Genomic DNA, 26,963 nt, shown 5'->3' with positions numbered 1-26,963 from the left:
CGAAGGAGACCCCTCCCCCATGCCGCCCGGCTCGGCCCAGGCCACCAGCGGGACACGCGCCCGCATCGTCACCTTCCTCCGTTGCACACCGGCTCCGGGGCAGTGGCGTACGGCCCTGTACACCTCGCTGGTGATGGCCGTCCCCGTCCTGGTGATCACCGCGATCGCGGGCCTGGACGTGGGTCCGATGGCCCTGTTCGGATCCCTGATCGCCCTGTGGAACACCGGCCGGCCGCTCCGCTCCCGCATCCGCACCTTCTCGGTCGTGGCCTGCGTCCTGCCCGGCTCGATGGCGCTCGGAGTACTGATCTCGCCCCTGCCCTGGCTGATGGCCCCGACCCTGGCCGTCGTCACCCTGGTGGCCGTCACCCTGTACTACGCCTTCGTGGTCGGGCCAGGGCCCGGGCCGCTGAACACGTTCTTCGCCTGCGCCCTGGGCGCCTATCTGGGCAGCCACACCGACAACGCATGGCAGATCGTTCTTGTCACCTTCTGCTCCGCCCTCTTGACCGGCCTGCTCAGCTTCGCCGACCTGGCGGTGCGTCCACGCCACCCCGAGCGGAGCGCGGTGGCTGCCGCCCGGGACGCCGTCGACACCTACGCCCGGATGCCCGCGCACCCAGACGGCACCAGAATGCCCGGGCGCCCCGACGGCCAGACCGACGAGCCCCTGCTCACCGCCCGCGACCACGCCACCGGTGCCGTCCACCGGGCCTGGGGCATGCTCCGCGCCGCGCACGCCCGCAACGCCGCGCACCGCGCGCTCGTCGACGACCTGCTGCACATCGAGTCGAGACTGGCCCACCGGTTGGTGGCCGACCACTTTCCCGGAACCGTCGCCGGATACGAGGAGACGCGAGACAGTCACGTCGGACGACCGGCACCGCGCCGGCTGCTCGGGCACGCCCTGGACCGACACTCCCCGGCCCGCCTCACCGCCGGCCGCAACGCCCTGTCCGCCGGGGCCGCTGTGCTGGTCGCCCAGTTCCTGGGGATCGGGCACCCGTATTGGGCCGTGCTGTCCTCGGCCGTCGTACTGCACTCCGGCGCCGCCCGGGACTTCGCCCTCGAACGGGCCCTGCACCGCGTCCTCGGCACCCTGTTCGGGGTCCTCGTGGTGGCCGGGGTCTGGTCCCTGGGCCCGACCAGGTCCGGGCAAGTGGTCATCCTGCTGATCGGTGTGTACGGGATGAACCTGTTGCTCAGCCGGCAGTACACGCTCGCCGTCGTAGCGGTGACAGCGATGGCGATGATGGCGAACACCGCCTCCTCACCCGACCCGGCGGTCGGCCACCTGTTCGCCGACCGCGTCGTCGAGACCCTGACCGGCTGCGGTGTGGCGCTGGTCGTCCTGTGGTCCACCGGACGGCGCGGGCCCCGGGCCGCCCAGATCCGCCAGTACCACCGCACGGTGGACGCCATTGCCCGGCTGCTCGCCTGCATCGACCGGGGCGACCCGGCCTCCTCCGAGGCTCGGCAGGCCCGCCGTGACGTCGCCTACGAACGTGAACGGCACAACGGGATGCTCATCCGCGCACTCGCCGACGACCCGGCGCTGGCTGCCTGGCTTCCCGTCGACCGGGCCGTGGGCGACCTGGCCCATGATGCGCTGGCCGCGGTCTGGCACCCCGATGCCGCCACGGCCCTGTCCGCCGGTGCCGCGCGGGACGTGCTCCTGCTCACCCGGTGGAAGCCCGAGCCACGGACCACCGACCTGGTGCACGCAGTCTGCGTGGTCGCCACCGTCGAAAAGACCCGCGACGCCCTCTCCTGCGGTACGACGACGCACAGGTGGAGGATGTCCGTTCCCCTGTGGCCCGCCTGACTGAGCCCGCATGGGGCCGTCGATGGTCCCGTGCCGCCCGCGATGCGGTTCCCCGGCAGGTCCCGCGATCCGTCATCGCGCGCACGCCGGGGGGCGGCCCCCACCGCGGGTGCTGTCGCCCGGGGTCCCGGCAGGCACTCCGCTCCGCGGGCGCGCCGGCCGGGGCGGCCGGGCTACTCGTCGAACGTCTGTGTCTTCAGCCGGAGACTCTTGTCGTCGGCGCTGCCCCAGGCGTAGACGACCGTGCTGGTGCCTGCGGCGAGGTCCAGGTCGGCGGGGCCGATGACGACGGTGTCCGTGCCGGCCGGCACCACGTCGGCCCGGACCGTTCCGGCCGGTACCTCGGCCATGGCTTCGTCCGGATTGGCCAGGTCCTCGAACACCGGGGTGCCGTCGGCACGTACGTCGACCGCGGGCGCCGCGGCGACGTGCCGGACGGTGAGCCGGGCCTTGCCCGCCTCGACCTTCGACACGTCGTTGACGAAGGCGTCCAGTGCCGGGGTGCCGTTCTCCGCGAGATGGGCCACGACCGTCGCGTCGGCCCCCGCGGGCACGTCGATCTTCTTCTGGACGGCCGGGGTGCCGTCAGGTCCCTGCCCGTCCTCGAAGATCCTGATGTCGTACGAACCGGCGTCCAGTTGCCGGGGCTCGGTCAGGGTGCCGGGCTCGAAGTCGGGCACCAGTTGCCGGTCGCCCGCGTAGACGTCGACCGTGAGCCCCGGCACCGCGTGCAGCACGCTGACCGTCGCCTTTCCCGTATCGGCGGGCGAGGGCTGGGCGAGCGCCGGGACCGCGCAGGCGAACACCAGGGCGGTGATCGTGCCCATGCCGACACAGGTGGTAAAAGTCCGAGACGTCATGACGCTTCCTTCCGCACATTTTCCTCGGTGGGCTGTGTGAAGGGCATTCGGCGGTGAGGGGCGGGGCGGTTTCACTTCCGTGGGAATGAAGAGGTGTCGATGACGCCGGCCGTGTCGTCGGTGCCCAGTCGGGTGGTGCCCTGGTGGTGCGGGGACGCTCCGTGGGCGTGTGGCGCCCGCCGGGGCCCGGAGCGCTGCCATCCTCGTCGTTCATGGATGTCAGCACCTTTTACGCCCTTTTCTCCACCACCTGCTTCGCCCTGGTCGGCCTGTGGTGGAACGTCGTCCAGAGCCACACCGACTGGATGCGCGACCCCGCCCTGCGCCGTGTCGTCGGCGGGATCTACCTGTCCTTCCTGCTGCCCGCCCTGATGGGCCTGTTCGCCCAGGTCGGCGGCACCGAGCAGCCGCGAATCTGGCGGACGGCCTTCATCGTCCTGTCCGTGATCGGCTGCGTGTGCACCCTGTGGCTGCTGGCCCGCTCACGCGGCGACCACTTCATCACCTGGCAGCAGGCCGCCGCCGCACTGCTCTACGCCCTGATCGCCGTCGTCGGCGCTTTCCCGGAACTCGCCCGGCACGTCGGACTGCGCCCCATCCAGACCGAGGCACTCATGCTGATCGTCCTGATCACCTTGGCTCACTCCCTGGTCTGGCGGTACATGGTGGGAGAGGGCCGCGCCGACGAGGAGACCTGATTCCCGCGTGCGCCCGGGCTCGGCGCGAGCACCGCACCGGGCCCACTGCGACCGGCGGTCCCGGCAGCCCTGTCCCGTGCCGGCGAAGGCTGCGCGCGTGCCACGGAACCCTGGGCGAGGGCCGTCACCGGCCCGGCGACGGACACAGGTCGAGGATCATGTCGAGTGAGCGCGCGCCGTCGACGCCGGTGAACGAGCCGACGGTTCGGAAGCCCTGCTTCTCGTAGTAGCGAATGGCGCGCGGGTTGTCGGCCAGGACGCCACCCCACAGGATGATCCTCTTCTTGCCGAAGCGCCGTGCGACGTCGGCGATGAGCGGGAAGACCCGTGTCCCCACCCCCTTCCCCTGATAGTCGTCGGCCAGGGTCGGGCCGAAGCGGCAGTCCGTCGCCGCCGGGTGGATGCCCGCCTTGCGATAGCGGGCGATGTCCGACGGGTGCAGATCGAGGCTGAGTTCCAGGAGGCCGACGATCCTGCCGGACGGCACCTCGTCGAGCACCAGCCTGAGCTTGTCGTAACGGGCGATCGCGTCACAGAGTTCCCGGGCAGCCCCGAGGCCGTACCCGTCGAACGTACTCAGTCGCCTCGATTCGGCGGACAGTCCCGTGAGGAAGGCAGCCAGAGCATCCGCGTCGTCGTGCGTGAGCGGGCGGCAGACGACATCCGGACCGTCGTCCAGGCTCACGGGCCGCGTCAGGACGAGCGGGTCATCGGCGATCGCGGTCAAGGTGAGCATCCAGGCAACCCTCCGCTCCGACTTCGGTGGGCCGAACCTACTGACCGCCGGCCCCGGGCGACAAGGGTCGGCCCGGTCGAGCAGGACGGACGGCGGCCGCCCCGGCCGCGGCTCGTCGGCCGGAGCCGTCGGCCGCCGCCTCGGGGACCCGGTCGATCAGTCGCGGAAGCGTTTCTCGACGGCTTCCACGAGGGCGTCGATCACGCCGTCGGGTGAGGGGCTGTAGTGGGGGACCGCCCAGCGGGTGATCCTCGCATCGATGACGGTGGGCCGGCCGGAGGCGAGAGCCGCACGGAACGCTTCCTCGAACTCGTCGAGCGTCTCGACGCGGTAGCCGTCGGCGCCGCACGCACGCGCGTACGCCGCGAAGTCCGGGTTACGGAACTCGACGAGGGCACTCTCCCGGTAGGTCACGAGCTGGAAGAGTTTGATCAGCTTGAACTCCTCGTCGTCGAAGATGACCCAGATGACGGGGATGTCGTTCTCGACGGCGGTCATCAGCTCGAAACCGGACAGGGAGTAGCACCCGTCGCCGCAGCCGACGACGACGGTCCGTTCCGGGTGCGCGACCTTCAGACCGATGGCCCCGTTGACGTGCCCGGCCATCGGCCCGAAGGAGCCGGCCTTGCGGAAGTTCTGTCCCTCCTCCAGCTCCACGTAGTAGCCGAGCCAGGCCAGGTGGGCGCCCGCGTCCGCGAGCAGGACGGCGTGCGGCGGCAGCATCCGGCCGATCGTCTGCGCGAGCCGGCCCGGGTGGATCTTCCCGGTCAGGTGGGTGATGTGCCGGGCCTCGTAGTCCCGGCGCTCGACATCGGCCGCCGGCACGTCGCCGACCACCTTCCTCTCCAGCGCGTCGGCCAGGGCCTCCACCGCCGGGCGGGCGTCGCCGAGGAGCTCGTGGTCGGGCCGGTACGCCTTGCGGAACTCCGTCTCGGAGATGTTCACGTGGATGAGCAGCTTGTCCTTGAAGAGGTCTTCGCGGTAGTTGAACGTCGCGTGCTGGTTGAGGGAGTTCCCGATGCACAGCACGATGTCGGCCTCACGGAACGCCTTCCAGGCACTGGAGTGGCCGCTGTCCGCGAAGACGCCCACGGCGAGCGGGTGCCCCTCGGACACGATGCCCTTGCCGTCCAGCGTGGTGAGCAAAGGGATCTGGAACCGCTCGATCAATCGCTTGACCTGCGGTCCCGCTCCGCTGCGGACCGCGCCGAAGCCGACGAGGGCCACGATCCGTTTCCGCTCCGCCAGCGCGTCGGCCAGCACCGACGCGATCTCCTCCACGCGCGCCGGATCGGGCAGCACCGGTGCGACGTCGAGCCGGACGGGCCGGAAGTTCGTGACCTCGACACCGCGGTGGGTGAGGTCCTCGGGGACATGGATGTGCACGGGCCCGGGTCTGCCCTCGAAGGCGATGTTGACCGCTTCCTCGAGGACGTCGCACGTGTCGTCGATGTCGGTGAGCAGGAAGGACTTCTTGGTGGTGGCCGCGAACATCGCCTGCGAGTCGGGCGTGCGGTTGAGGCCCGAGGTCTCGTTGAGCGATCCCCATCCCTGCCATGTCCGCGACGCGTATCCGGAGACGGCGAGGACCGGGTATGAGTCGGACATCGCCATGGCCAGCCCGGAGAACAGGTTGAACGCACCGGGGCCGGCGGTCGCGAAGCAGAATCCCAGCCGGTTGGTGTACATGGCGTAGCCGCAGGCCATGAAGGACGCGGCCTGCTCGTGTCGCGTGATGATCGGCCGGATCCGCCCGGAATGCTTCAGGGCCAGCATCAGGCCGGCGGCGTTCTCCCCGGCACCGCCGAAGGCGGCCCGCACGCCGATGCCTTCCAGCCCCTTGACGATGGCTTCGTAGACCTGCATGGCGCATCCTTCGGTTCGTGCTTGCGGGGTTCGCGAGGGGGCGGCTGCTACCGGTCCCATCGCGCGGCGTGGCCGCGGTGGGCGTCGGTCAGGCCGCTGCGGAAGAACCGCTCGTAGTACTCGGATTCCAGGTGGTGCGTCTGCAGCCAGATGCCGGGTACGTGGAGGGCGTCGGTGTGTGCCGGGAAGCGCCCGTGGGTGGCGTGGACGTACACGCAGACGTCCCGCGCGCAGTCGATCACCCGTTGGTCGTACTCGCCTGCCTCTTCGAGGTAACGGGGTGCGTACCCGTCCTTGTAGATGCGGCTGAAGACCTCCTTGTCCTCGTAGATGCCGCCCTTGCCGAACTTGCTCCGCACCACCGCGTCGACGGCGGCCTCCATCGACGGGTAGTTGGGGGGACAGGCGCCCTTGATGAGGTGTTCGCCGCCGGCCCGCAGTCCCACCGGGTGGGCGCGCAAGGCCGCGTACTTCGGCAGCGGCACCTGCCAGCGCAGGATGTCGGCGGGCCGGAAGCGCGGGGTGACGAAGTCGAAGCCCAGCATGCGTCCGTAGGCGCGGGAGAACTTCGGGTCGCCCAGCATGATCTGAGGGTTGATCGACGCGTGGATCCAGGCGCCGAGTCCCATGGCGTCCGCGACCAGCATCATGTTCTGCAGCAGCAGATCGGCTTCCACCTGGGTGCGCATCGGCCCCAGAGCGCCGAGCGGCAGCTTGAGGTCGGGGTTGAGGAAGCCGTTGCGCACCCACTTCCGCACCCCGGCCGGGCGGTAGAAGTTGCGGTCGTCGACGAAGGTGGGCCGGGCTCCCTCGGGCTGGGTCAGCAGGTACATCAGCGCGTTGATGTACTGGTGGGAGAGGTCGACGACCGGCAGGAAGACCGTGGTGCCCCGGAGGTTGGACAGGAAGCGGTTGGAGTCGAGGTAGGCGGGGAAGTCGCGCATGCCCTCGGCGACGTCCAGGCGGTGGTCCAGTACCCGTACCTTCGCCTGGCCGGCCCGCTCGATCAGCGTGTCGGGATCGAATCCCGGCCGGGGAGACGGGGGCAGCTTCCTCAGGTAGTACGTCCCACTGTCGTTGATCATGAAGAAGTGGGTGCCCTGCGCGTTGTCGGGGCTGCCTGCCGTACGCCCCACCATGTTGAGGTTCGGCTTGGCCATGATGGGCTGGTGATCGCGCGGGTCCTCGAAGGGCCGGTCGGGCATGCTGAGTCCGGAGCAGCCGGTGAGGGCGATGAGCACGGCCTCTTCCAGCTCTCCCAGGGGCTGCGGCCGGTGCGGGGAGTCGTAGCTCATCGACCTGGCGGGGACGGACGCGCCTTTGCTGACCCGGTGGGTGCGTCGTGCGAAGACGGTCTCCCAGAGCGGCCGGGCCAGGAGGTCCTCGAGGCCGGCGTGCCCGGCTCTCTGCTGTACCGACATGTCCTTCCCCCGATCAGCCGTGGTCCGCGTCGCCGTGGTTGCGCACGGGCTGGACAGCGCGCCAGGGCGCGAAGGCGCTGGCCGTACGCGGGAGGAGGCTCGCCAGCTCGGGGCAGTGCCGCTGGATGACGCTCGTCATGCCGCCCCGTTCGATCCAGTCCATGCCCAGCGGTGTGTAGACCTCGGGCCTGAAGTCGACGGTGAGGAAGCGGTCGCTCTGCAGCCGACGGCTGGCCATCAGGATGAAGACGCGGAAGGCGGTGTCGCTGAATCCGAAGCCGGTGGGGGGATTCTCGGCGAAGAGCCCCACCATGGTGTCGATGTCGTCGACCGAGCGGTACACGTCCTTCAGGCGGACGACCGTCTCCGGGTCGTGGGAGAGGTCTTCGAACCGCCGGATGCGCGGCTTGTGCAGGCCGGACAGGAAGTCGTTGTAGCGCGGGACGCCGCGGCGCCGGGTGCGCACCAGGTCGACCACCGACAGGTCGATCACCTCTCCGTCGCGCTCGAACGCCTGGAGGGCACGGGGGAAGTTGTTCAGGGTGATCGCCCCGGGATGGGCGATTCCCAAGGAGTAGAGCGTGTCCGCCAGACCGGTCTTGCGGATGAGCGGCTCCGCGGCGGCACCCTGAAGACCGTTGAACGTCAGGGTGTCGAGCCGGTGGCCGAACCGGTGGTCGACGATCTCGAAGTCGTCCGGGAGGAGCGGGTGCAGCCGGTAGACGGTGGTGAACTCCTCCGTGAGGGAGTAGGGCGCACCGTGGTGATCGGGCAGGGTGCGGGGAATCCCACCGAGGTCGTGCGCCTCGAAGAGCCAGGTGCCCAGTTGGTCGAGCCAGGTCTTGGGCGGGCCCTGCCAGTTGGTCTTCAGGGCGATGTCGATCGCCTTGGTGGCGAGGATCGCCGGTGTCCACTCGACTGTGTGGATCTTGGCGATCAGCGCGGCGACGACAAGTCGCGCCGTGTGGTAGATGCGGTCCTCGTCCATGTGCGGGTACTCGTCACGCAGCGCCCGGCAGACGGCGTTGTGCTCACGGGCGAACAGCGTCGTCATCGCACTCAGGCCGAGCCACCAGCTGTCGCGGAAGCCCGTGACCGGGAGGCCGTTGCCGAGCGGGAGGTGTCCCTCCTCCAGCCGCAGTTCGGCGCGGCCGTCGGGCTCACGCAGGGACTTCGCGACCGATTCGGTGCTGCCGTAGATCTCCGAGCCGTCCCACCAGTGCGAGACGGCGCTCGCGAACGTCGGCGGCTGCCCCCCGCCGGGCTGGTACAGGGCCTTGTTCTCGGCGAAGCGCATCACCTTCTCCGGCGCTCCGCCAGGGGTGTTGCGCCAGGTCATGCCGGGGGGCAGCGGCACCTCCACCGACTTCTCGCCGACGGGGTGACGCTGATGGTCGACCCAGTCGTGCACCTGGAACTGGATCCACGCGGCGGCGATGACGTTCAACGACGTCGCTGGAACGAACCCCTCGCGGTGCAGCAGTTGCCTGCTGACGGTGACCGGGTTGGGCGTGTCGAACAGGTCCGGTCGATGGACCGGCGGCATGTTGCGGCCGAAGGTGGCGCCGACGGCGCCCATCGCGGGTGCCGAGAGGTCGTTCCAGGAGCCGTCGTAGCTGCGCCGGGTCCGCAGGGCCTCGTCGATCGGGACCGGTGCGGGCCGGGCCGCGGGTGGGGCCTCGTGGAGATCGGTGTCGAGGAGGTTGCGGCGGCGCAGCGTCTGCCGGAAGGCCATGAGGTTGAGCAGGCCGGGCCGGGTGGGCAGCCGGTGCCACGGGACGAAGCGGTTGACGGCGCGGAAGAAGGCCCGCAGCGGGAGTCCGAGCAGTGTGTTGCGCCGCGGCTCGAGGGTGACGAAGCGGTGGCCCAGCCGGTGGTCGCCGGCGGCTTCGTAGGCGACCTTGCGTGCCCGGTTGAGGTTGCCCAGGGGGCGGAAGGCGTCGGTGGTGTTCCACGGATTGAACGCCAGCTGGTCGATCCGTGAGCCCACGGCACGCGCCACGGCGGTGTCCACGTCCTGGCGCGGGATCGTCAGGGTCGCCACCGGCAGGACGGGGGCGTCCTCCTCCTTCCACTCGGCGGCGCCGTCCTCGATGGGCGTGCGCCTGCCGTCCACGTAGCGCTGCACACACACGTCGAAGACGACGTCCGCCTGACGCAGCCGGCGCGCGAGCTCACGCCGCAGGTAGTCGGGGTCCGTGCGGGACGGATCCGGGGCCGCTGGGGCTCCGGCGGCGGGGCGCAGCTGATACCGCACCGGTCCGGCGTCGCCCCACAGGATGGCGCCGCGGCTCCAGTACGTCTCCAGTGCCAGGCTGCGCACCGGGCGCCGGGCTGCCGTGGACACGTTGCGCCGCATGCGCGTGGCCGTGGACCAGCCGACGGCCAGGGGCAGCTCGACGAAGAACGCGAACGCCTTGCGGAGCCGGGAGTCCGCACCTGCCATGGCCTTCGCGAACACGACGAACTCGCGCGCGTTGCGCGCATGGGAGACCGGGAAGCTCGTCATCAGCAGATCGTGGATCTCGTCGGGACCGACTTCGACGCGCAGCGCCGCACCGCGCAGGTCGGGCGTGTGGTCGGGCTGACGGACACCGCTGGCGTTGGACAGCCGGACCGTGACCGGATACTCGGCTCCGGGCCTGGCGAAACCCGTGCGCAACTCGGCGGGAAGATCGTCGCGGAACCTCAGTCCGGCGTTCTCCACGCCCAGGACCGACTTGGCGTGAAAAGTCCGCTGGAGGGCCGCGGAGCCGCTGCGCTTCATCGACTTCAGCTGCACTCGCAGCAGGTCCCGTGCGAGCCGCTCGAAGATCAGGCGCTCGGCCTCCGGACTGCCGCCGACGTACCGCTCGTACTGCTGGTTATCGCGCATGCCCCAAACACTCTCGGACGCCGGAGGCGCTGTCTCGTGGAGCAGGGCATACGGAGGATGCCGACCGGGTCGGCGGTCGGCGGTCGGTGGTCAGCGGTCAGCGGTCAGCGGTCGGTGGTCCGCCTGCTCGGTCGACGTCGACGCCGACGCCGACCACCACGCGCCCGCCCCGGCCTCTCCCCCGCCGAACTTCTCCGTCCGACGTTCCCCGCCCGACGTTCCCCGTCCGACGTTCCACGCCCGAACGTCTCCGCGCGGGCGCGGCGCGGGCGCGTGTCGGCCGCCGATGCAGGGACGGCACGGGAAGGGGACAATCAGGGCATGGGGCGTCGACTCGGCGACGTGAGCGCTCCCGCCCGGTTGGCCACACCCGGCGAGGGCCTGGGGCAGGACGAACTGGCTCTTGCCGCCCGGAACCATGGCATGCCCCTGGAGGCCATGCGCCACGACGTCACCCCGCCGGGCCTTCACTACCTCCTGACGCACTACGACATCCCCCATGTACCGGACGCATCCGCCTGGCGGCTGACGGTGAGCGGCCGCGTACGGCGCGCGCTCAGCCTCTCGCCGTCGCAGCTGCGCGCCTACCCCACGGTCACCACGCGCGTGACGATGGAGTGCGCGGGCAACGGCAGGGCCTTGCTGACGCCGAGGCCGGTGAGCCAGCCGTGGCTGGTCGAAGCCGTCGGCACGGCGGACTGGACGGGCGTGCCGCTGCGGCTGCTCCTCGACGAAGCCGGGGTCGCGTCCGACGTGGTCGACGTCGTGTTCACCGGGGCGGACCACGGCGTGGAACGCGGTGTCGAACAGGACTACCGGCGCAGTCTTCCCCTCGACGTCGCCGTCGGCGACGAGCCCACGGTCCTGGTGGCCTACGCGATGAACGGCGAACCTCTGCCGCCCCAGCACGGCAGCCCGCTGCGCCTGGTGGTGCCCGGCTGGTACGGGATGGCCCAGGTGAAGTGGCTGCGGGACATCACGGTCGTCGACACACCGTTCACCGGCTTCCAGCAATCCGTGGCCTACCGGGTCAGGCAGGTACCCGAGGAGGCGGGCGAGCCGGTCACCCGCATCGCTCCCCGGGCACTGCTGATCCCGCCGGGCTTCCCCGACTTCATGTCCAGGACGCGGGTGGTCGCGCCCGGCCCGGTCCTCCTGGAAGGACGGGCCTGGTCGGGGCGCGCCCCGGTGACGTCGGTGGAGGTGAGCGCAGACGGCGGCGCGACGTGGAACCCGGCCGAGCTGGAACCGGATCACAGACACCGATGGGCCTGGCGCCGGTGGTCCTTCCCGTGGTCCGCCGTCCCCGGCGACCATGTCCTGAGCACCCGTGCCCGCGACGCGGCGGGGAGCACCCAGCCACTGGAACAGCCGTGGAACCGAGGCGGGTTCGCCAACAACCTCGTCCAGCGGGTGCCGGTGCTCTGTCCCGACCCCGCTGACCGCGCATGACCGCACAGCCTGGCTGTGCGTCCCCGACGAGCACGACACCCATCGGCGCCGGCACCATCCGACACCGAGCCTGCCTCAAAGCCCGGACAGGAAATCCCCGCCCGGGCGTCGCCCTGTCCGGAGCGCCCCCGGACTTCGCCAGCGCCATCGCATCCTCATCCCGGAGAGCACCCCAAGCTCCCACCGGTGCTGCCAGCACTCAGAGCTCGGGGCCCGGGGAGCGATTGCCGGCGAGGGGACGGCCGGTCGCTCAGGGCTGCGCTGCGTCGAACGGCAGAACGCGGTCGAAGACGACCATGGCTTGGCCCGGACCGTTGTAGTCGTCGACGGTCTTCGCGTCGAAACCGAGGCGGCGATGGAATGCGATCGAGCCCGTGTTTCCGAGTGACGTGATCGCCTTCAGTCGCAGCGCGCCGTGGTGGTGAGCGGCGTCGGCGAACGCCGCATACAGACGGCGCCCGAGACCGGTGCCGCGGGCGTCGTCCCGAGTGGCGATGAGGTGTACGTATCCGGTGCCGGTCGGGGTGACGAACCCGATGACGTACCCGTGAATGCCGTCCTCGGCTCGGGCGACCAGACAGGTTTCACCGAACTCCTGCACCAGCGCCGGAAGGTGCAGGGACCTGAGGTCGCGGTCTCCCCAGTACCGGTGGTGATCAGCGAGAACCTGACGGATGTCGGCTGTCCCGGCCTGTGTGATCCGTGTGCGCATGACACGAATCATGGCAGGAGCCTTGCCCCGGTAACCTCTCCCTGTGCCAGTGTCCCGCCTGCATCGCGTCGCCGTCCTTGTGCTCGAGGGGGCGAAGCCGCTCGATGTCGGAATTCCCGCGCAGGTCTTCACGACCCGCGCGAGCATGCCGTACGAGGTGCGGGTGTGCGGGGCGACACCCGGTCCCGTGACCGGCGGCGACGGCCTCGCGTACTACGTCGCCCACGGCCTCGACGCGCTCGCGTGGGCCGACATCGTCTTCGTCCCCGGTTACCGGTTCCCGGACCGCGACGACCCGCCGCAGGCCGTGGTCGACGCCCTGATCGCCGCCCACGACCGGGGCGGGCGGCTCGCCGCCATCTCGACGGGCGCCTTCGCGCTGGCCGCCACGGGCCTGCTCGACGGCAGACGCGCCACGACGCACTGGCACTACACGCGGGCACTCGCGGCCCGGCATCCGCTCGTCCGGGTCGACGAGAACGTGCTGTTCGTCGACGAGGGCAGCGTGCTCACCTCGGCCGGCGCCGCCTCCGGCATCGACCTGTGCCTGCACATCCTGCGCGGCGACCTCGGCGTGGCCGCGTCCAACCACGCGGCCCGGCGTCTGGTCGCGGCCCCCTACCGCAGCGGCGGCCAGGCCCAGTACGTGCCGCGCAGCGTCCCCGAGCCGCTCGGCGAGCGGTTCGCCACCACCCGCGAGTGGGCGCTGCACCGGCTCGGCGAGCCCCTCACCCTCGACGTACTGGCGCGGCAGGCGGGGGTGTCGCCGCGCACCTTCTCCCGGCGCTTCGTCGAGGAGACCGGCTACACGCCGATGCAGTGGGTGATGCGCGCCCGCATCGATCTGGCCCGCGAACTGCTCGAGCGCTCGCAGCGCAGCGTCGAACAGATCGCCGCCGACGTCGGGCTCGGCACCGGTGCGAACCTGCGCCTGCACTTCCAACGCATCCTCGGCACCACACCGAGCGAGTACCGGCGCACCTTCACCCGGGGCGAGTAACCCGCCCGACACCCCCCGGCACCACCTGGCGGGACCCGGCACCGCCTGGCGCGACCCGGCACCGCCTGGCGCGACCCGGCACCGCCTGGCGGGATCCTTTTGAACCGTGGCGATCCCGCCACTGTCAGCGGCGCGAGCCGCGGGCGACCCTGGTGGCGAAGGGAAGGGACCTCACTCATGACTCGCATCGCCATCAATGGATTCGGCCGCATCGGACGCAATGTGCTGCGCGCACTGCTGGAGCGCGACAGCGCCCTCGAGATCGTCGCCGTCAACGACCTGACGGAGCCCGCCACTCTCGCCCGGCTGCTCGCCTACGACAGCACGGCCGGCCGGCTCGGGCGCCCGGTCACCGTCGACGGGGACGCCCTCGTCGTCGACGGCCGTCGGATCACGGTGCTGGCCGAGCGCGAACCGGCGCAGCTGCCGTGGGCCGAACTCGGCGTCGACATCGTGCTGGAGGCCACCGGCCGCTTCACCTCGGCCAAGGCCGCCGGCGCCCACCTCGACGCGGGCGCGAGGAAGGTACTCGTCAGCGCGCCGTCGGACGGCGCCGACGTCACGCTCGCGTTCGGGGTCAACACCGACGCCTACGACCCGGCCGTGCACACGATCGTCTCGAACGCCTCCTGCACCACCAACGCGCTCGCCCCGCTGGCCAAGGTGCTCGACGATCTCGCCGGCATCGAGCACGGGTTCATGACGACGGTGCACGCCTACACGCAGGAGCAGAACCTCCAGGACGGTCCGCACCGCGACGCCCGTCGCGCCCGGGCCGCCGGCGTCAACATCGTACCGACCACGACCGGCGCCGCGAAGGCGATCGGCCTGGTGCTGCCGAACCTCGACGGCAAGCTGTCGGGCGACTCGATCCGCGTACCGGTGCCGGTGGGCTCGATCGTCGAACTCAACACGACCGTCGCCCGTGACGTGACGCGCGACGACGTGCTGGCGGCGTACCGCACCGCAGCGGAGGGGCCGCTCGCCGGCGTCCTCGAATACTCGGACGACCCGCTCGTATCGTCCGACATCACGGGCAATCCCGCCTCGTCGATCTTCGACTCGGCCCTCACCCGCGTCGACGGCCGCCACGTCAAGGTGGTCGCGTGGTACGACAACGAGTGGGGCTTCTCGAACCGTGTGATCGACACGCTGGAGTTCCTCGCCGCCCGCTGACCGGACGCCGACCCCGCCTTCGCCCAGGGCGCGGGTCAGGTCGGGCTCGGCGGAGTGCTCCCGGTACCCGGGGTACCCTTCCGGCTCTCCCGCGACAGGACCGTGATCGGCTCCCCCGCCCTGACCGCATGCCAGGCGATCGCAGCCGCTCGAGCCACCGGCCGGTCCGCGTCTCTCCACCCCATCGCGTCCCCATGTGCCCAGCGGGAACGGAACGTTGCCCGCACAGCACAGGGTGCCGCATGCCTGCCCGCCCTGGCCATCATCTGGTTCGGCTGATCTGCCTCCGTAATGCACAAGCGTCCCGTCCCCGGCATTCGAGCTGCCGGGGCGGGGCGCTGTGCCCATATGTCTTCGCCTGGTCGTAGCGTCGGCGGGGGATGTGGAGGGTCACGCTGATGAGCGTGCGACTGGCCACTCCGTGGAGGGCTGACCAGATCTTGATGCCGGACCGTAGTAGTTGCTCAGTGTGGAAGCTGCCGATGCGGGGGGCGTGGGCGCCAGGGTTCGCCGTGGCGGTGCACCTCGGTGAAGCCCGTCGCAGCGCGGACGGCGTCTGCGACGGCCGGGGCGTCGAGGCAGGGGACCTGTTGAAGGATCCGCCCGGCGGCGTTGCCGTCGAGCCGGCGGACCACGGTCTCGGCCGGTCGCAGTTCGAGGCGGTCCCGGAGGCGCGTGTGAGCGGCGTCAGATGTGGGGCGTGAGTCCCGTGAGGTCGAGGACCGTCTTTCCGCGGCGCGGGCCCGCTGCCGCAGCCGTGTGCGCCTCGGCCGCACGGCAGGCAGGGAACACCGCCTGGACCGGTACGCGGAACCCTCCCCGTACGGCCAGGTCCGCGGCGCGTTCCAGCCCGTGGCACCCGTCCGGCTGGCCGCCGTACCGGCCGAGCGAGAGGCGCACCCCGCGGGCGGGACCCGTGAAGTCCGCGAGCGTGACCACGGACTCCGAGCCGCCGGCCAGGGCGACGAGTTCGTCCAGCGAGCCCGCCCCGGCCACGTCGAGCGCGGGGTCGATCCGGGGAATGCCGAGTGCGTGGACCCGTTCGGCCAGACCGGGTCCGTAGTCGACCGGAGTAGCGCCGAGAGAGGCGAGGAAGTCGTGGCTGCCGGGGCGGCCGGTCCCGAGCACGCGGGCCCCTCGCGCCACCGCCAGCTGCACAGCGATGCTCCCGACGCCGCCCGACGCACCATCGATCAGCAGTGTCGTGTCCTGCCCGTCGGCGATGCCGAGCAGATCCAGGGCCCGGGTCGCCGTCTCGACACCCGTCGCCGCGGCGCCCGCTTCCTGCCAGGACCAGCCGGCCGGCTTCGCCGCCCAGAACGCGAGCACGGCGAACCGCGCGCTCGCCCCGCCCAGCCGGGCCACGTCGACCGCGCCGAACACCTCGTCGCCGACCGCGTGGTCCATGACGCCCGCACCGACCTCGTCGATCACCCCGGCCGCGTCCACCCCGGGGATGTGGGGCAGGGCGAGGCTGTCGCGCGAGGGCGAGTCGCCGGCCCGCAGCGCGAGGTCGACCGGCGCCACCCCGGCTGTACGGACCGCGATCCGGACCTCGCCCGGGCCCGCGTGCGGCTCGGGCACGGATCCGACGCCGAGCACCTCCGGGGGGCCGAACCGGTCGAACGTCACTGCGCGCATGATCACCTCTCCGGCCCGGGCCGTCCGGGCGTCGCCCCACGGTAGACATGGAGGTGGAGCAGCTGATCCGGATCAGGTTCAAGCGAGAGGCACGGCAAGCACAGTGACTCGGAAAACACGGGCGGACGCGGAACACAACCGCCGGCGCATCGTCGCGGTCGCCCGCGCCGCCTTCGCCGCCGAAGGACTCGACCTGCCGATGCGGGAGATCGCCCGCCGCGCCGGCCTGGGCGTCGCCACGGTCCACCGGCACTTCCCCTCACGTGCCGACCTGGTCACCGCGGCGCTTGCCGAGCACGTCGCGGCGTGCCGCGCGGACATGCAGGCCGCCCTCGGAGAGCCCGACGCGTGGCGTGCGCTCAGTGGCACCGTCCGCCGCTTCGCGGAGCGCCGGCTGCGGGACCGCGGGCTGAACGAGGCTCTGTTCGGCTCTCACCCGGCGGCGGCCGCCTTCGCCGCCGACCGCCGCGAGCAGGCTCGGGCGCTGCGCCGACTCGTCGACCGCGCCCGCGCCGCCGGCGTCGTCCGCCCCGACGTCTGCGTGGACGACGTACGCGTCTGTCTCGCGGCCATCGCCTCCTTCCGCCTCACGCATTCCGCCGCCGGCCTCCATCGCCTCGTCGGTCTCCTCCTGACCTCTCTGGCAGCGGACCACGGACGTGCCGCGGACAGCGCACACACCGTGTCCGCACCGCCGTACGCCACGGTCCCGGCCGGCCTCCCGCCGTCCTCGCCCGTCACGGCCCCCTCCAGCGCGCCGCCTCCGGCAACCTGATGCCCGGCCGCCGTGGCTGAAGCCCTGACGGCGGCCGGGCACGTCCACCGGTCGCCCAGCGGGACTGCCCTGACGGACGGGGCCCGGCCGCCGCCGGCGCGCAGCGTCCACGTCAGCGGGCCGTTCGGGAGGGCAGGCCCGGACGCCGTACGGCCGTTCGGGGGGCAGGCCCCGGACGTCGTACGGCCGTTCCGGCTCGCTGCGGCCCTCGTTCCGCCGTCGGGTGTGCCTGTGGAGGGCCGGACGGTCCGGACCGCCGGGTCAGGTCGCCACACCGCTGCCACCACCACCTGGGCGCCGCAGCCCAGCAGGCCGGCGTCCGCCGGTTCCGTGCCCCTCACCGACGGTGACCGTTTCACGAACGGGAGTCATGGAGCGGGTGGGCCGCCTGGGCCGGAGGTCACGGTCACCGCGGTGACACCGGTCGGCGGTTCATGGGGTCCGCTCGTCTCCGGGGATCGCGGTGAACAGGCCGTGGGGTGCGTTGTCGCCGAACATGAGCTCGTGGAGCCGGGTGCCGTCGGTTGCGGCTTCGGTGCCGCGGGGGAACATGGCCTGCTCGTACTCGGTGAGGGCGGCCTCGATGTCGTCGGGGTGTGCGGCGAGGGCCTTGCCGAGTTCGGCGCCGTCGTACAGGGCCAGGTTGGCGCCCTCGCCGTTCGGGGCCGAGAGGTGGGCGGCGTCGCCGACCAGGGTCACCCCCGGTGCCCGGTCCCACCGGTGTCCGATCGGCAGGGCATGGAGGGTGCGCAGGACCGGTGCGGTGTCACTGTCGGTGATCAGTGCGGTGAGTTCGGGCGCCCACCCGTCGAACTCCTGCGCGATCCGCGCGGTGGCCACGGCGGCATCGGCGAAATCGATGGCGGCGAACCACTCCTGCGGTTCGGTGAGGGCCACGTAGGTGTGCAAGGTGCCACCGCTCTCCCGGTGCGTCTGGATCCCCTTGCCCGGAGCGAGCGCCAACAACGACCCGCCGCCGACCGCCTTCGCGGTGGCCGGGTGCCGGGTGTCGGCGTCGAACAGGTAGGTCTCGACGAACGACCTGCCGGTGTACTCGGGAGTGGCGTCGGAGAGCAGCGGTCGGACCCGTGACCACGCGCCGTCCGCACCGACGAGCAAACTGGTGACGACGGTGGTGCCGTCGGTGAAGGTCACCTCGTGGCGGCCCTCACCGAGGGCCCGGGTACCCCTGGCCTTGTGGCCCCAGCGGACGGTGCCGGCCGGGAGCGAGTCGAGCAGGATCCGTCGAAGCTCGCCGCGCATCACCTCGGGGCGTCCGCCCGTGCCGTCGTCGGGTTGGTCGAGCAGGACGGTCCCGTCCCGGTCGAGGATGCGCATGGCCTCGCGGCCCTCGAGGACGAGGCTGCGGAACTCGTCCATCAGGTCCGCCGCCTCGAGGGCGAGCCGGCCGTTGTGGTCGTGCACGTCGAGCATCCCGCCCTGCGCGCGGTCGGTCGGTGAGGCCTCCGCCTCGTAGACCGTGGCCGGGATGCCGTGGACGTGCAGGACGCGGGCGAGAGTCAGTCCTCCGAGCCCGGCGCCGATGATCGTGACGTCAGTGGTCATGGTGGTTCCTTGTGTGTCGCTCGCCTGCCGGGTGGGCCCCGGCAGGATCACTGACAAGGTCCCGGACCCCGCCGACAAGCCGCCGACAGGCCGCCGACGACGGACCGGCAGCCCCGACAAGTGACCGACACCGCGGCTCCGGGCCCGATCGCCCCGGGGCGAAGCCCGATCAGCCGAGACGAGGCTTGGCGCACGGTCCGACACGGACGTTCCTCGGACCCGGAGGTGACCGAAGGCAGCCGGGGCGTCGAACCACGGTCAGGCGCTGTCGTGGTCCTCGCGGTCCAGGAAGGCCAGTTGCCGGTGGACGGCGGCGGTCACCCTGCGCTCGCCGTCCGTGGCGAGGAGGTCGAGCAGTGCTCCTCGGAGGACCGCCAGCGTCAGGGTGCGGCAGGTGGCACCGTCCTCGCCGTCCCGTTCCGGCTGCGGCTGGCACGCGGCGAGGACGTCGAGCCCGTCGTCCACGGTCGTCCTGGCGAACCCGGCCCAGGGGCCGTCGGGCTCGACGAGGGAGCGGGCGTACACCTCGGTCCACAGGCGCAGCAGCGGGCGGTGCTCGTCGGCGGCGAGCCACGTCCACACCTGGTGGGCCGCCGGAACCAGGCCGACGGGGCGGTCGGAACGGCGGAATCGCGCCAGGAGCTCCAGCTCATCGGTGCGGGCCCGCTCCGGCAGCGCCCGCACGAGTCCGTCCTTGTTGCCGAACAGGAACATCAGCACCCGTGTGCTGGAGCCGATGGCCTCGGCCAGTGGGCGCAGCGACAGATCGGTCAGGCCGTGGGTGAGTGCGTACCGGTAAGCGGCCTCGAGCAGATGGGTCTGGCGTGCGGACGGGTTTGCGGTCTTCGGGGGCATGGACCTAGCCCAAAGCGACCGACACAGTCGTGTCAGTAACTGCTTGTGACGATCGACTCCGGAGAGTGTGTCAATGCCGAAGGGAACCCACCAGCGGCAGGCGGTGGTCCGCCGCGCCGGCCGACCTGGCGACCTGGGCTGGGTGGTGATGGCCCACGGCGAGCTGTACGACCAGCAGTTCGGCTGGAACACCGACTTCGAGGCCCTGGTGGCCAGGGCCGTCGCCGACTACGCGACACGGCACTCCCCGGCCACGGAGGCGGCCTGGATCGCCGAGGTCGACGGCGAACGCGCGGGTTGCGTGTTCCTGGTCGCCGACGACAGACCGGGGGTGGCCAAGCTGCGCGTCCTGCTCGTCACCCCGGCCGCCCGGGGTCTCGGTCTCGGCACCCGCCTCGTCGAGGGGTCCCTGGCCTTCGCCCGCGAGGCCGGCTACCGGCGCGTGACCCTGTGGACCACCGACGATTTGGTGTCCGCCCGCAGGATCTACGAGCACTTCGGCTTCGTCCTCGCCGACGAGGAGCCCCACCACGGTTTCGGCCACGACCTCGTCGGTCAGACCTGGACCCTCGACCTCCAGGGCAGCCCCCCGGAGGAATGAACGCGGCCTCGCCTGTGGCCCTGGCGGATGCGGCCTGAGAGCCATCGGGCAGCGCCCGTGCCACTCACAGCGGCGAAAGGAGCGCTCACCGGGCGCCCCTGCCGACCCGGGCGACGCCCTCCGGACATGACCGGCTGTGGCGGCCGTCCGGCCCGGGACTTCATGACGAGGGGCCGCGGGCCGGACGGCCGACCGGCCGTCATCGGGCCACGCCGGTGTCCGGGCCCGACACCCCGCAGAAGACCCGTCGGCCGTCGGCCATCCGGAGCGCGGCGGCGAGTTGGTGGCCGATGCCGCCGCGGGGGGACCGTGTCGACGACGGGTACGCCCGAGGCGAGTTGGAGGCCCTCTCGCATGGGCACTCACCTGGCGCACCACCACCGACAACCCCACCCTCCAGGCGCTGGCCCGAACCGCCGCCGCCCTCGGCCCCATCGCACTCTGACAGCGACCGCACTCCGACAGCGACACCGGGGCGACAGCCAGGACACGCCACCGACCTGGGGATGGTGCGGCCGGCCGCCGGGCAGGGGGACGGCCCGTGGCCGCCCCCGCTCCCCGTGTGATCAGGCGCTGTTGCGGCGCTCGACGTAAAGGCGCTTTCCCTTGGGGCCGGTCCACTCCAGCCGTACGACGCCGGGTACGGCGGCGCCGTCGACGCGCGCGGAGTCGGAGTAGTAGCCGGCGGCCGGGTTGAGGAAGAACGTCGCCCACAGGCCGCCGCTGTGATCCACGAAGAAGTTGTTGTGGCCGGCGCCGACACCGGCGGTCCACCGCTGTGAGTACGGACCCTCGAACGTGTCCGACACGGCGACGATGGCGTCGTACTGGTACTGCACGCGGCCGGTGGCGGCCGTGTCGTAGGCCTGCCGCGTCGTGCCGTCGCTGTTGACCGAGGTCCGGTCCCACGCGGCATGGACGAGGTAGTACTTGCCGCCGTACTTGAACACGTACGCGCCTTCGAGATACGGCTCGGGCGAATAGGGCTGCTGCTGGAACGTCGGAAGGCCGGTCGGCGTGACGATGTCCTCCATGTCGTCCGTGAACTTCGCGTACAGGTTGTTGTGCAGGACGAGCCACGCGTCGTCGCCCTCGGAGAAGAGCCCGCCGTCGATGTGGTGGTAGGCGCCGGGCTCGATGAAACTCGGCCCCCCGATGAACGAGTCACCGAAGGGCTTTTCGAGGTTGCCCTCGGCGAGCCGGTACGGGCCCTCGACGCCGCCCTCGCTCACCAGCAGGAAAGAGCCGACCTTCTGGGCGTAGTCGCCCGTGCACGCGACGATGTACCACTTGCCGCGGAAGTAGTGCACTTCCGGCGCCCAGGCATGGCCGCGCTTGCCGTACTTGGTGTCGTACCAGTACTCCTGCCACGGAGCGACGACGGTGCGTCCGGAGCGGTTCTCGTCGACGAACTCGGGCGACCACACCTTGCCCTTCTCCGCGTCGGGCCGGATGCCGGTCGTGTCGGCCAGTCTCCACGGGCCCTTGAGCGAGGGGGCGGTCCACACGAAGATGCCGTCGTTCCACGGGGCCGCCACGGCGAGTCCGGGTACCCGCGTGGTGCCCGTGGCGACATACAGCGGACGGCCGTCGACGACGAAGCAGTTGACATAGGTGTCCCGTATCCAGACCACGCCCCGCTCCTCGTCACGAGGGCGCAGTTCGAGCGGGAGGACGAAGGAGTTGTCGTCGCGCGGCCACAGGTCCAGCCGGGTGTCCGCTACGCCGTAGGAGCTGGGGTCGGGCCAGTTCGAGGGGTACCGCCGCGCCGACGCCGACACCGCCTTCGCGGGCTCCGCTTTGGCGGACTCCGCCTTCGCCGGTGCGGCTTGCGCCGAGGCAGCGGGCAGCGCCGCTGTCACGCCCATGCCGGCGCCTGCCGCCAGCAGGGACCGCCGGCCGACGTGCGACCTCTTCTCGGCACTGGTCATCAGTCACTTCTCCTTCGTCGTCAGGGTGCCCGTGCCCGGCCCGCGGCCCTGAGGGATCGCGGGCAGGGCACGACTGGGGGGTGGGGCCGGGGATCTGGTGTCTTCCGTCTTCCGCGCTCCCGCACGCTGCGCCGAAGACGTCGTGCGCGGCGACGCGGGGGTCAGGTGAACGCACCGGCAGGCGGAGCTGCGCCGGGCTCGGCCCGGACTCGATGGACGGTTCCGGCCCGCCGGACAGCGGCTTGTGCGGCCGGGGAGCCGATCGGCTTCGAAAGCCGCGACAGCGCGGCGGCTAAGCGTGGCGCGGCGACGTCGCCGCCGGACACGGACGTCCCGTACAACCCGTCAGTGAGGCCATGAAGCCCGCATCGGTCGAGCAAGCCTGGAGCGTGCGGCCGTTCGCGCAAAAGCCTGTCGCACCGCGTCCGACGCGGGCCGACGGGCCGTCCTGGGGTGACATGCTCCTCAGCATGCGAACGCGCGCTGATTTTCGTCAACACTCCGGATAATTAATCCCGAGCGTCCGGTATGCGGACAGGTGTGGGTGTCGAAGGTTCTCGCAGGTCATCCGAGGGATCGAGGGTCCGGACGAGAATTCATAAGATCATGTAACAGGTCGGCTCGATCCGTTCGCCCGTCACCACCGACCGCCGTGCTACGCGTTCGACCTGCTCAGGGAGGGGCCGGCGAGGCCCATGCTCCCCGGCAAGTCGCCGGCGTACACCGAGCCCGTAAGCGCGCTCCTCATGTATCCGGCAACGGCCGCAAGCACAGTAACGGGCCGTTACTCAGTGACGCCACCGAACGTTGGGTGGCCCACTGGGTGCTGAACGTCCGGCGCCGCGCGGGCGGGGCTCAGCGTGCCGCGGGGTTGCCCTGGTGGGTGAAGGCGGCCCACATGTGGATCTCGTGCAGGTCGGCGCGGGCGGCCTCGCGGTGCAGCGGGTCGCCCAGGGCGGGCGGGGGCCGGCGGTCCGGGTCGAGCATCCACAGCTGGGCGGCGCGCAGCGCGTCGGCGGGAGCGAGGTCCTGGCTGGTCAGGAAGTGGTGGAAGACGGCCATCATCAGCGCGGTCGCGCTGTCGTCGACGGCCCAGCGGGAGCCGACCACATCGGCCGCACCCCGGGCGACCAGGGCGGTCGAGAGGGTCAGCGCCTCGTCGTGGTCGCCCGTGCTCAGGTCGGTCTCGCAGGCGCTGAGCACCACCAGCGGGCCGTCCGGGCCGGGCGCCGCGGCCGCGGCGTGGTCCAGGATCCGGGCGACGGTCAGCTCGCCGTCGGCCAGCGACAGCGCCGAGCGCGTGGGACTCGGACCGGCCACCCCGTGGCAGGACACGTGCACGACCGCCGCCGGCTGACCGCCGCCCGGCAGCACGGCCAGCAGGTCCTCGCAGCTCCCCGGCGCATCCGGCACGCCCTCGGCCGCCACGAACGTGCCGTAGCGCCGGGCGTCGGGGTAGCACGCCGAACGCAGCGCCTCCGTCTCGAACTCGGCCCAGACCAGGCTGAGCCTCGGATCGGTGACCAGCACCCGGCGCCCGGTGGCCGGCAGCCGGTCGCGGGCGGCGGCCCGCAGGAACTGCGCCCCGGACGGGGCGTAGCTGAACACCGCGTCCTGGCCGGCATACCGGTAGCCCCCCAGCGGGATGTGCTTGCGCGCCGCATGCCAGGGGACGACGCCGAGGGGGCCGCAGGGGACCAGCACGAGCCGCGGCGGCCGGCCGAGAGGTCCCAAGGAGTCGAGGACCGGCCCCACGGCAGCGGGCCAGGCCCAGTCGCACAGCTCGCTCAGCGCTGCCCGCCATTCCGTCTCGGCGGCCTCCCGCGACGCACGCGACGCGTCCGGGTCGGCCGCCTTGCCGGAACGGTCCGCGGCGGCGGCGAGGTACCGCTCCAACGGGTGACTGCCCGGGGAGAGCATCAGCGGCAGGGCGAGTACGGCGGGCTCGGCACCGCCGGGGCGCAGGATCAGCGCGCGTCCCGGGATGTGGGGGCGGAAGCCCTCACCGGGGACCAGGTAGACCAGCGCGTCGGCTCCCGAGGCGGCCAGCGCGGCGGTCAGTGCGGCGACGTCCGGAGTGCCGAGCAACTCCCGTACGCCGGTGCCGTTTCCCGCCCCCAGTGCGGCGAGTGCCTTGCGCCGTAGGCTGCTCGGCAGCTCAGCTCCGGAGGCCGCGGCCGCCACCACGGCCGCTCTCCTCGACCGGAGCAAATCCCCCTCGGCCGACTCCCCCTCAGCCGACTCCCCCTCAGCCGGATCCCCCACGGCCGACTCCCCCTCAGCCGGATCCCTCTCAGCCGACTCCCCCTCAGCCGGATCCCTCTCAGCCGAATGGCACTCAGCGGGATCCCTCTCAGCCGGGTGGCCCTCACCCGCGTCTCCCTCCCCCCGATCGGCCTCGCGCGGCTCCCGCGGCTCACGCGGCTCACGCGGCTCACGCGGATCCAGCGGGAGCGGATGCTGCGGTGCCTGCGCCCGCCACCGCTCGGCCAGGTCGGAGTGACCCCGGTCCGTCAGCAGCCGGGGTACGCCGTGTGCGGCCGCGGCCGTCTGGAGCACCAGGGCCCGGCCGAGCTCCAGCGCCTCCACGGCCTCGGCGGGGCGGCCGTCCTCGGCGCACCGCAGGGCCAGCCACAGCACGTGGCCGGTCGCGGCCCGGGCGACCGACAGGGCGTGCTCGGCGCCGAGTTGAAGGAGGACGTCGGCGGCCATCAGCTCCAGTGCCTCGCGGCGGGTGTCCAGGCTCGTCTCCCAGTCCTCACTCGCGCGCCCGCCGCCGGTCACCGCGCTCGTCCAGTGGGCCGTGGACAGCTCCGTCAGCACCTCGACGCTCAACGACAGGCCGTGGCCTTCGGCGGCCAGGGCCCGGACCCGGTTCAGCTCGGCGATGCACGGGTCGAGCAGGCTGAGGTCACTGCGGTGGGTGGTCGCGCGGAGCATGGCCCGGCCCAGGGCGAGCCGCAGCCGGGCCTCCTCCCAGGGCACCGTCCGCGATTCCTCGATCACTCGGTGGACCTCCGCGACGGCGCGGTCGACGACCTCCCGGCGCGGGTCGGCCCGGGTGAGCTCGATCATCAGCTGGGCCCGCGTGGTGGGGAAGAACGGTGCGAACAGCGGCGGGACCGTGGCCGGATCGATCTCCACCGCCTCCCGCAGGTACCGGGCGGCGGCGCGGAGATCGGCCTGGGTTCCGGTGTGGGCGGCACGTTCGCTGTAGGCCAGGCCCAGCGTGCCGGTGATGACGAAGCGTGTGCCCGCGTCGGGCGCCGGGTCGGCGTACCGGTCGCTCAACGTCCGGATCAGGTCCTCCGCCGCGCGGGCCGACGCGGCCTGGTCCCGGCTGCGGCGGGCCAGTTGGAATCCGGTGAAGAGGCTGAACAGCGCCTGGACATCGTCGCGTTCATCGGTGGCGGACAGCCCCTTGGCCATCGACAGTGCGGCGGCGCCGTCCTGGAGGCTGCCTCCGAGCGTGGCGGCGGTGGCGACGCGGTGAGCGAGGAGGGCGGACAGGTACCGGCGGGCGGCCGCGGCCCTGGCCCCGTCCGCCGGAAGGGCGTCGATCCACTCCTGGAGCCATGCCGCGCTCCGCTCCACGCGCGCGATGTCGCCGTTCGACGCCCACAGGTTGTCGATCGAGGTGGAGAGGATCAGTTCCAGGCTCAGCTCTCGGCGCCAGGCCGAACGTGCCGCGGGGTCGGGGTCCGGCCGCATCGCGGCCGCGTCCACCTCGCCGAAGTCCAGCGTTTCGGGCATCCGTAGGTTCCCCGCCACCAGCAGGGCCGCGTGGAACTTGGCGAGGCGGATCCGCTCGGGCGCGTCCGCGGGCAGGGCGAGCATCGCCTTCCTGGCAGCCTGCGTGGTGCTGCGGACGCGTTCGGCGAGCGAGCGGGGATCCTGCCCGCCCGATCTGAGGTCGGTGAGCAGCTCGCGCAGCGGCGTGAACCCCGGTTGGTCCAGGCCCACATCAGCCAGCTCCCGGTGGGCGTCCGGCCTGGAGGCCCGGGGATCGTTCACGGTGACGCACAGCCACTCCAGCAGGTGCGCGAAACGCACCGCGTCCCGGCGCGCCCAGTCCACCACCCGCTGGACGGTGTCGGCCGGCGCCTCCCCCTCGGGCTCCCCGCGGGGCACCGCGCCGTCCGGCCCCGCCGCCGCTTCACCACCGTTGCCGTCCTGGGGCGGAGACGGCGGACTCCCCTCGGGCGGCGGGCCGGGGAGCGAGGACAGCAGCGCGTCGACGCGGTCCATGACGGCCAGCACCCGCTCCCGTGTGGTGAGGTCTCCGGCGATGACGCGGGCGAGAACGTACAGTGCCTCGGTCAGCTGCTCCCGCAGGGTTTCGGCCAGGGCGGGCGGCCCCGAGCCGTCGCGCGCCTCCGGAGGGATGCCGGGCGGGATGAGCAGCTCGGCCAGGTTGCTCCGGGCCATCATGGCGAGCCGGTCGTTCAGCGGTCTGGCACGGTCGGTCCACCGGAGATGGCTGAGGGCGGCCGCCCGCTCCCGCGGATCGGGGTGGGGCCGGCCCTTGAGCCGCGCCTGGATCAGCAGCCCGAGCCAGGGCACGACGGCCGCCCGGGCCGGGTCCTCCGCCGGTAACAGCCGTTCGACGGTCGCCAGATGCTCGATCACGAACCGCAACGCGGCCGACTGCGGATTCTTCCGCGCCCGGGGCCACAGCTCGTGCGCCTGGCGAACGGCGACGGCGGCCCAGGCCCGGAGCCCCGCGACGTCTCCCCCGCCGTTCTCCCGCTGCTCGTCGTCGGCCATGCGTCCCCCCTCGCGGCCGATGCTTCCAGCCCGCTCCCCCGCAACGGTCCGCGAGCGGGCGGGCGTGGTCGCTGATCGAGGACAGGTTAGCCCCGGTGACCCGGCTGGTGGCGGGAAACGGTCATGCGCCGTATACGAGGTCTCCTCGGGCCGAGCGCTTCCCTCTGCGGCGGGGCGGGGCGGCCGACAGGTCGCGGTCGGACGGT

General features: G+C 72.0%; 17 protein-coding genes and 1 pseudogene. 7 read left to right on the top strand and 11 right to left on the bottom strand.

What is annotated here, in order from left to right; genetic code table 11:
* Positions 1-19 precede the first annotated feature (19 nt).
* Positions 20-1,825, top strand: coding sequence for an FUSC family protein (locus ACIP67_RS21765; protein WP_401693756.1), 1,806 nt, complete (start codon positions 20-22; stop codon positions 1,823-1,825).
* A gap of 182 nt (positions 1,826-2,007) precedes the next feature.
* On the opposite strand, the pseudogene ACIP67_RS21760 reads toward ACIP67_RS21765, so the two are convergent.
* Positions 2,008-2,685 (bottom strand): annotated as a pseudogene (locus ACIP67_RS21760) (DUF4397 domain-containing protein); the annotation flags it as partial.
* Between the two features lie 212 nt (positions 2,686-2,897).
* Here ACIP67_RS21760 and ACIP67_RS21755 point away from each other — a divergent pair.
* Positions 2,898-3,383 carry a hypothetical protein gene (locus ACIP67_RS21755; protein ID WP_401693754.1) on the top strand — a complete coding sequence of 162 codons (486 nt, stop codon included), beginning with the start codon at positions 2,898-2,900 and terminating at the stop codon, positions 3,381-3,383.
* Between the two features lie 124 nt (positions 3,384-3,507).
* On the opposite strand, the gene ACIP67_RS21750 is transcribed toward ACIP67_RS21755, so the two are convergent.
* From ACIP67_RS21750 to ACIP67_RS21735, 4 genes are all read right to left on the bottom strand, one after another.
* Positions 3,508-4,119, bottom strand: a complete 612-nt coding sequence (locus ACIP67_RS21750; RefSeq protein ID WP_401693752.1) for a GNAT family N-acetyltransferase — start codon at positions 4,117-4,119, stop codon at positions 3,508-3,510.
* A 156-nt stretch (positions 4,120-4,275) separates the two neighbouring features.
* A complete protein-coding gene (locus tag ACIP67_RS21745) occupies positions 4,276-5,985 on the bottom strand; it encodes a thiamine pyrophosphate-binding protein (RefSeq protein WP_401693750.1) in 1,710 nt (569 codons plus the stop codon).
* A gap of 47 nt (positions 5,986-6,032) precedes the next feature.
* Positions 6,033-7,406 carry a hypothetical protein gene (locus ACIP67_RS21740; RefSeq protein WP_401693748.1) on the bottom strand — a complete coding sequence of 458 codons (1,374 nt, stop codon included), beginning with the start codon at positions 7,404-7,406 and terminating at the stop codon, positions 6,033-6,035.
* A gap of 13 nt (positions 7,407-7,419) precedes the next feature.
* Positions 7,420-10,281 (bottom strand): peroxidase family protein, encoded by a 2,862-nt coding sequence (locus ACIP67_RS21735; RefSeq protein ID WP_401693746.1) that lies wholly within the window; start codon positions 10,279-10,281, stop codon positions 7,420-7,422.
* A 321-nt stretch (positions 10,282-10,602) separates the two neighbouring features.
* Between ACIP67_RS21735 and ACIP67_RS21730 the strand changes: the two genes are divergently transcribed.
* Positions 10,603-11,733, top strand: coding sequence for a sulfite oxidase (locus ACIP67_RS21730; protein ID WP_401693745.1), 1,131 nt, complete (start codon positions 10,603-10,605; stop codon positions 11,731-11,733).
* A gap of 250 nt (positions 11,734-11,983) precedes the next feature.
* Here the strand turns inward: ACIP67_RS21730 and ACIP67_RS21725 are convergent, their stop codons facing one another.
* The gene (locus ACIP67_RS21725) at positions 11,984-12,457 is read right to left on the bottom strand and encodes a GNAT family N-acetyltransferase (protein ID WP_401693744.1); all 474 of its coding nucleotides are present in this window, start codon (positions 12,455-12,457) and stop codon (positions 11,984-11,986) included.
* 31 nt (positions 12,458-12,488) lie between these two features.
* On the opposite strand from ACIP67_RS21725, the gene ACIP67_RS21720 reads away from it, so the two are divergent.
* Both ACIP67_RS21720 and gap read left to right on the top strand, forming a co-directional pair.
* Positions 12,489-13,445, top strand: coding sequence for a GlxA family transcriptional regulator (locus ACIP67_RS21720; protein WP_401693743.1), 957 nt, complete (start codon positions 12,489-12,491; stop codon positions 13,443-13,445).
* A 177-nt stretch (positions 13,446-13,622) separates the two neighbouring features.
* Positions 13,623-14,621 (top strand): type I glyceraldehyde-3-phosphate dehydrogenase, encoded by a 999-nt coding sequence (gene gap, locus ACIP67_RS21715; RefSeq protein WP_401693742.1) that lies wholly within the window; start codon positions 13,623-13,625, stop codon positions 14,619-14,621.
* 687 nt (positions 14,622-15,308) lie between these two features.
* Here the strand turns inward: gap and ACIP67_RS21710 are convergent.
* Positions 15,309-16,262 carry an NADP-dependent oxidoreductase gene (locus ACIP67_RS21710; protein WP_401693741.1) on the bottom strand — a complete coding sequence of 318 codons (954 nt, stop codon included), beginning with the start codon at positions 16,260-16,262 and terminating at the stop codon, positions 15,309-15,311.
* A 103-nt stretch (positions 16,263-16,365) separates the two neighbouring features.
* On the opposite strand from ACIP67_RS21710, the gene ACIP67_RS21705 reads away from it, so the two are divergent.
* Complete coding sequence (locus ACIP67_RS21705; protein WP_401693739.1) at positions 16,366-17,037, top strand: TetR/AcrR family transcriptional regulator; 672 nt, start codon at positions 16,366-16,368, stop codon at positions 17,035-17,037.
* Positions 17,038-17,469: 432 nt separating this feature from the next.
* Here the strand turns inward: ACIP67_RS21705 and ACIP67_RS21700 are convergent, their stop codons facing one another.
* Positions 17,470-18,603: an FAD-dependent oxidoreductase gene (locus ACIP67_RS21700; protein ID WP_401693737.1), complete on the bottom strand. Its 1,134-nt coding sequence runs from the start codon at positions 18,601-18,603 to the stop codon at positions 17,470-17,472.
* A 258-nt stretch (positions 18,604-18,861) separates the two neighbouring features.
* Positions 18,862-19,458 (bottom strand): TetR/AcrR family transcriptional regulator, encoded by a 597-nt coding sequence (locus tag ACIP67_RS21695; protein WP_401693735.1) that lies wholly within the window; start codon positions 19,456-19,458, stop codon positions 18,862-18,864.
* Positions 19,459-19,531: 73 nt separating this feature from the next.
* Here ACIP67_RS21695 and ACIP67_RS21690 point away from each other — a divergent pair, with 73 nt between their 5' ends.
* The gene (locus ACIP67_RS21690; protein ID WP_401693733.1) at positions 19,532-20,059 is read left to right on the top strand and encodes a GNAT family N-acetyltransferase; all 528 of its coding nucleotides are present in this window, start codon (positions 19,532-19,534) and stop codon (positions 20,057-20,059) included.
* A 566-nt stretch (positions 20,060-20,625) separates the two neighbouring features.
* Here the strand turns inward: ACIP67_RS21690 and ACIP67_RS21685 are convergent.
* Entirely contained in the window at positions 20,626-21,990 is a 1,365-nt protein-coding gene (locus ACIP67_RS21685) for a family 43 glycosylhydrolase (protein WP_401693731.1), read from the bottom strand.
* An 855-nt stretch (positions 21,991-22,845) separates the two neighbouring features.
* Positions 22,846-26,757 (bottom strand): CHAT domain-containing protein, encoded by a 3,912-nt coding sequence (locus ACIP67_RS21680; protein ID WP_401693729.1) that lies wholly within the window; start codon positions 26,755-26,757, stop codon positions 22,846-22,848.
* Positions 26,758-26,963: the final 206 nt, after the last annotated feature.

The sequence above is a fragment of the Streptomyces sp. NPDC088812 genome (genome assembly GCF_044750285.1).
GTDB lineage: Bacteria > Actinomycetota > Actinomycetes > Streptomycetales > Streptomycetaceae > Streptomyces.
Note: the sequence above shows the minus strand (reverse complement) of the source record. Positions and strands in the feature narration are given on the sequence as shown.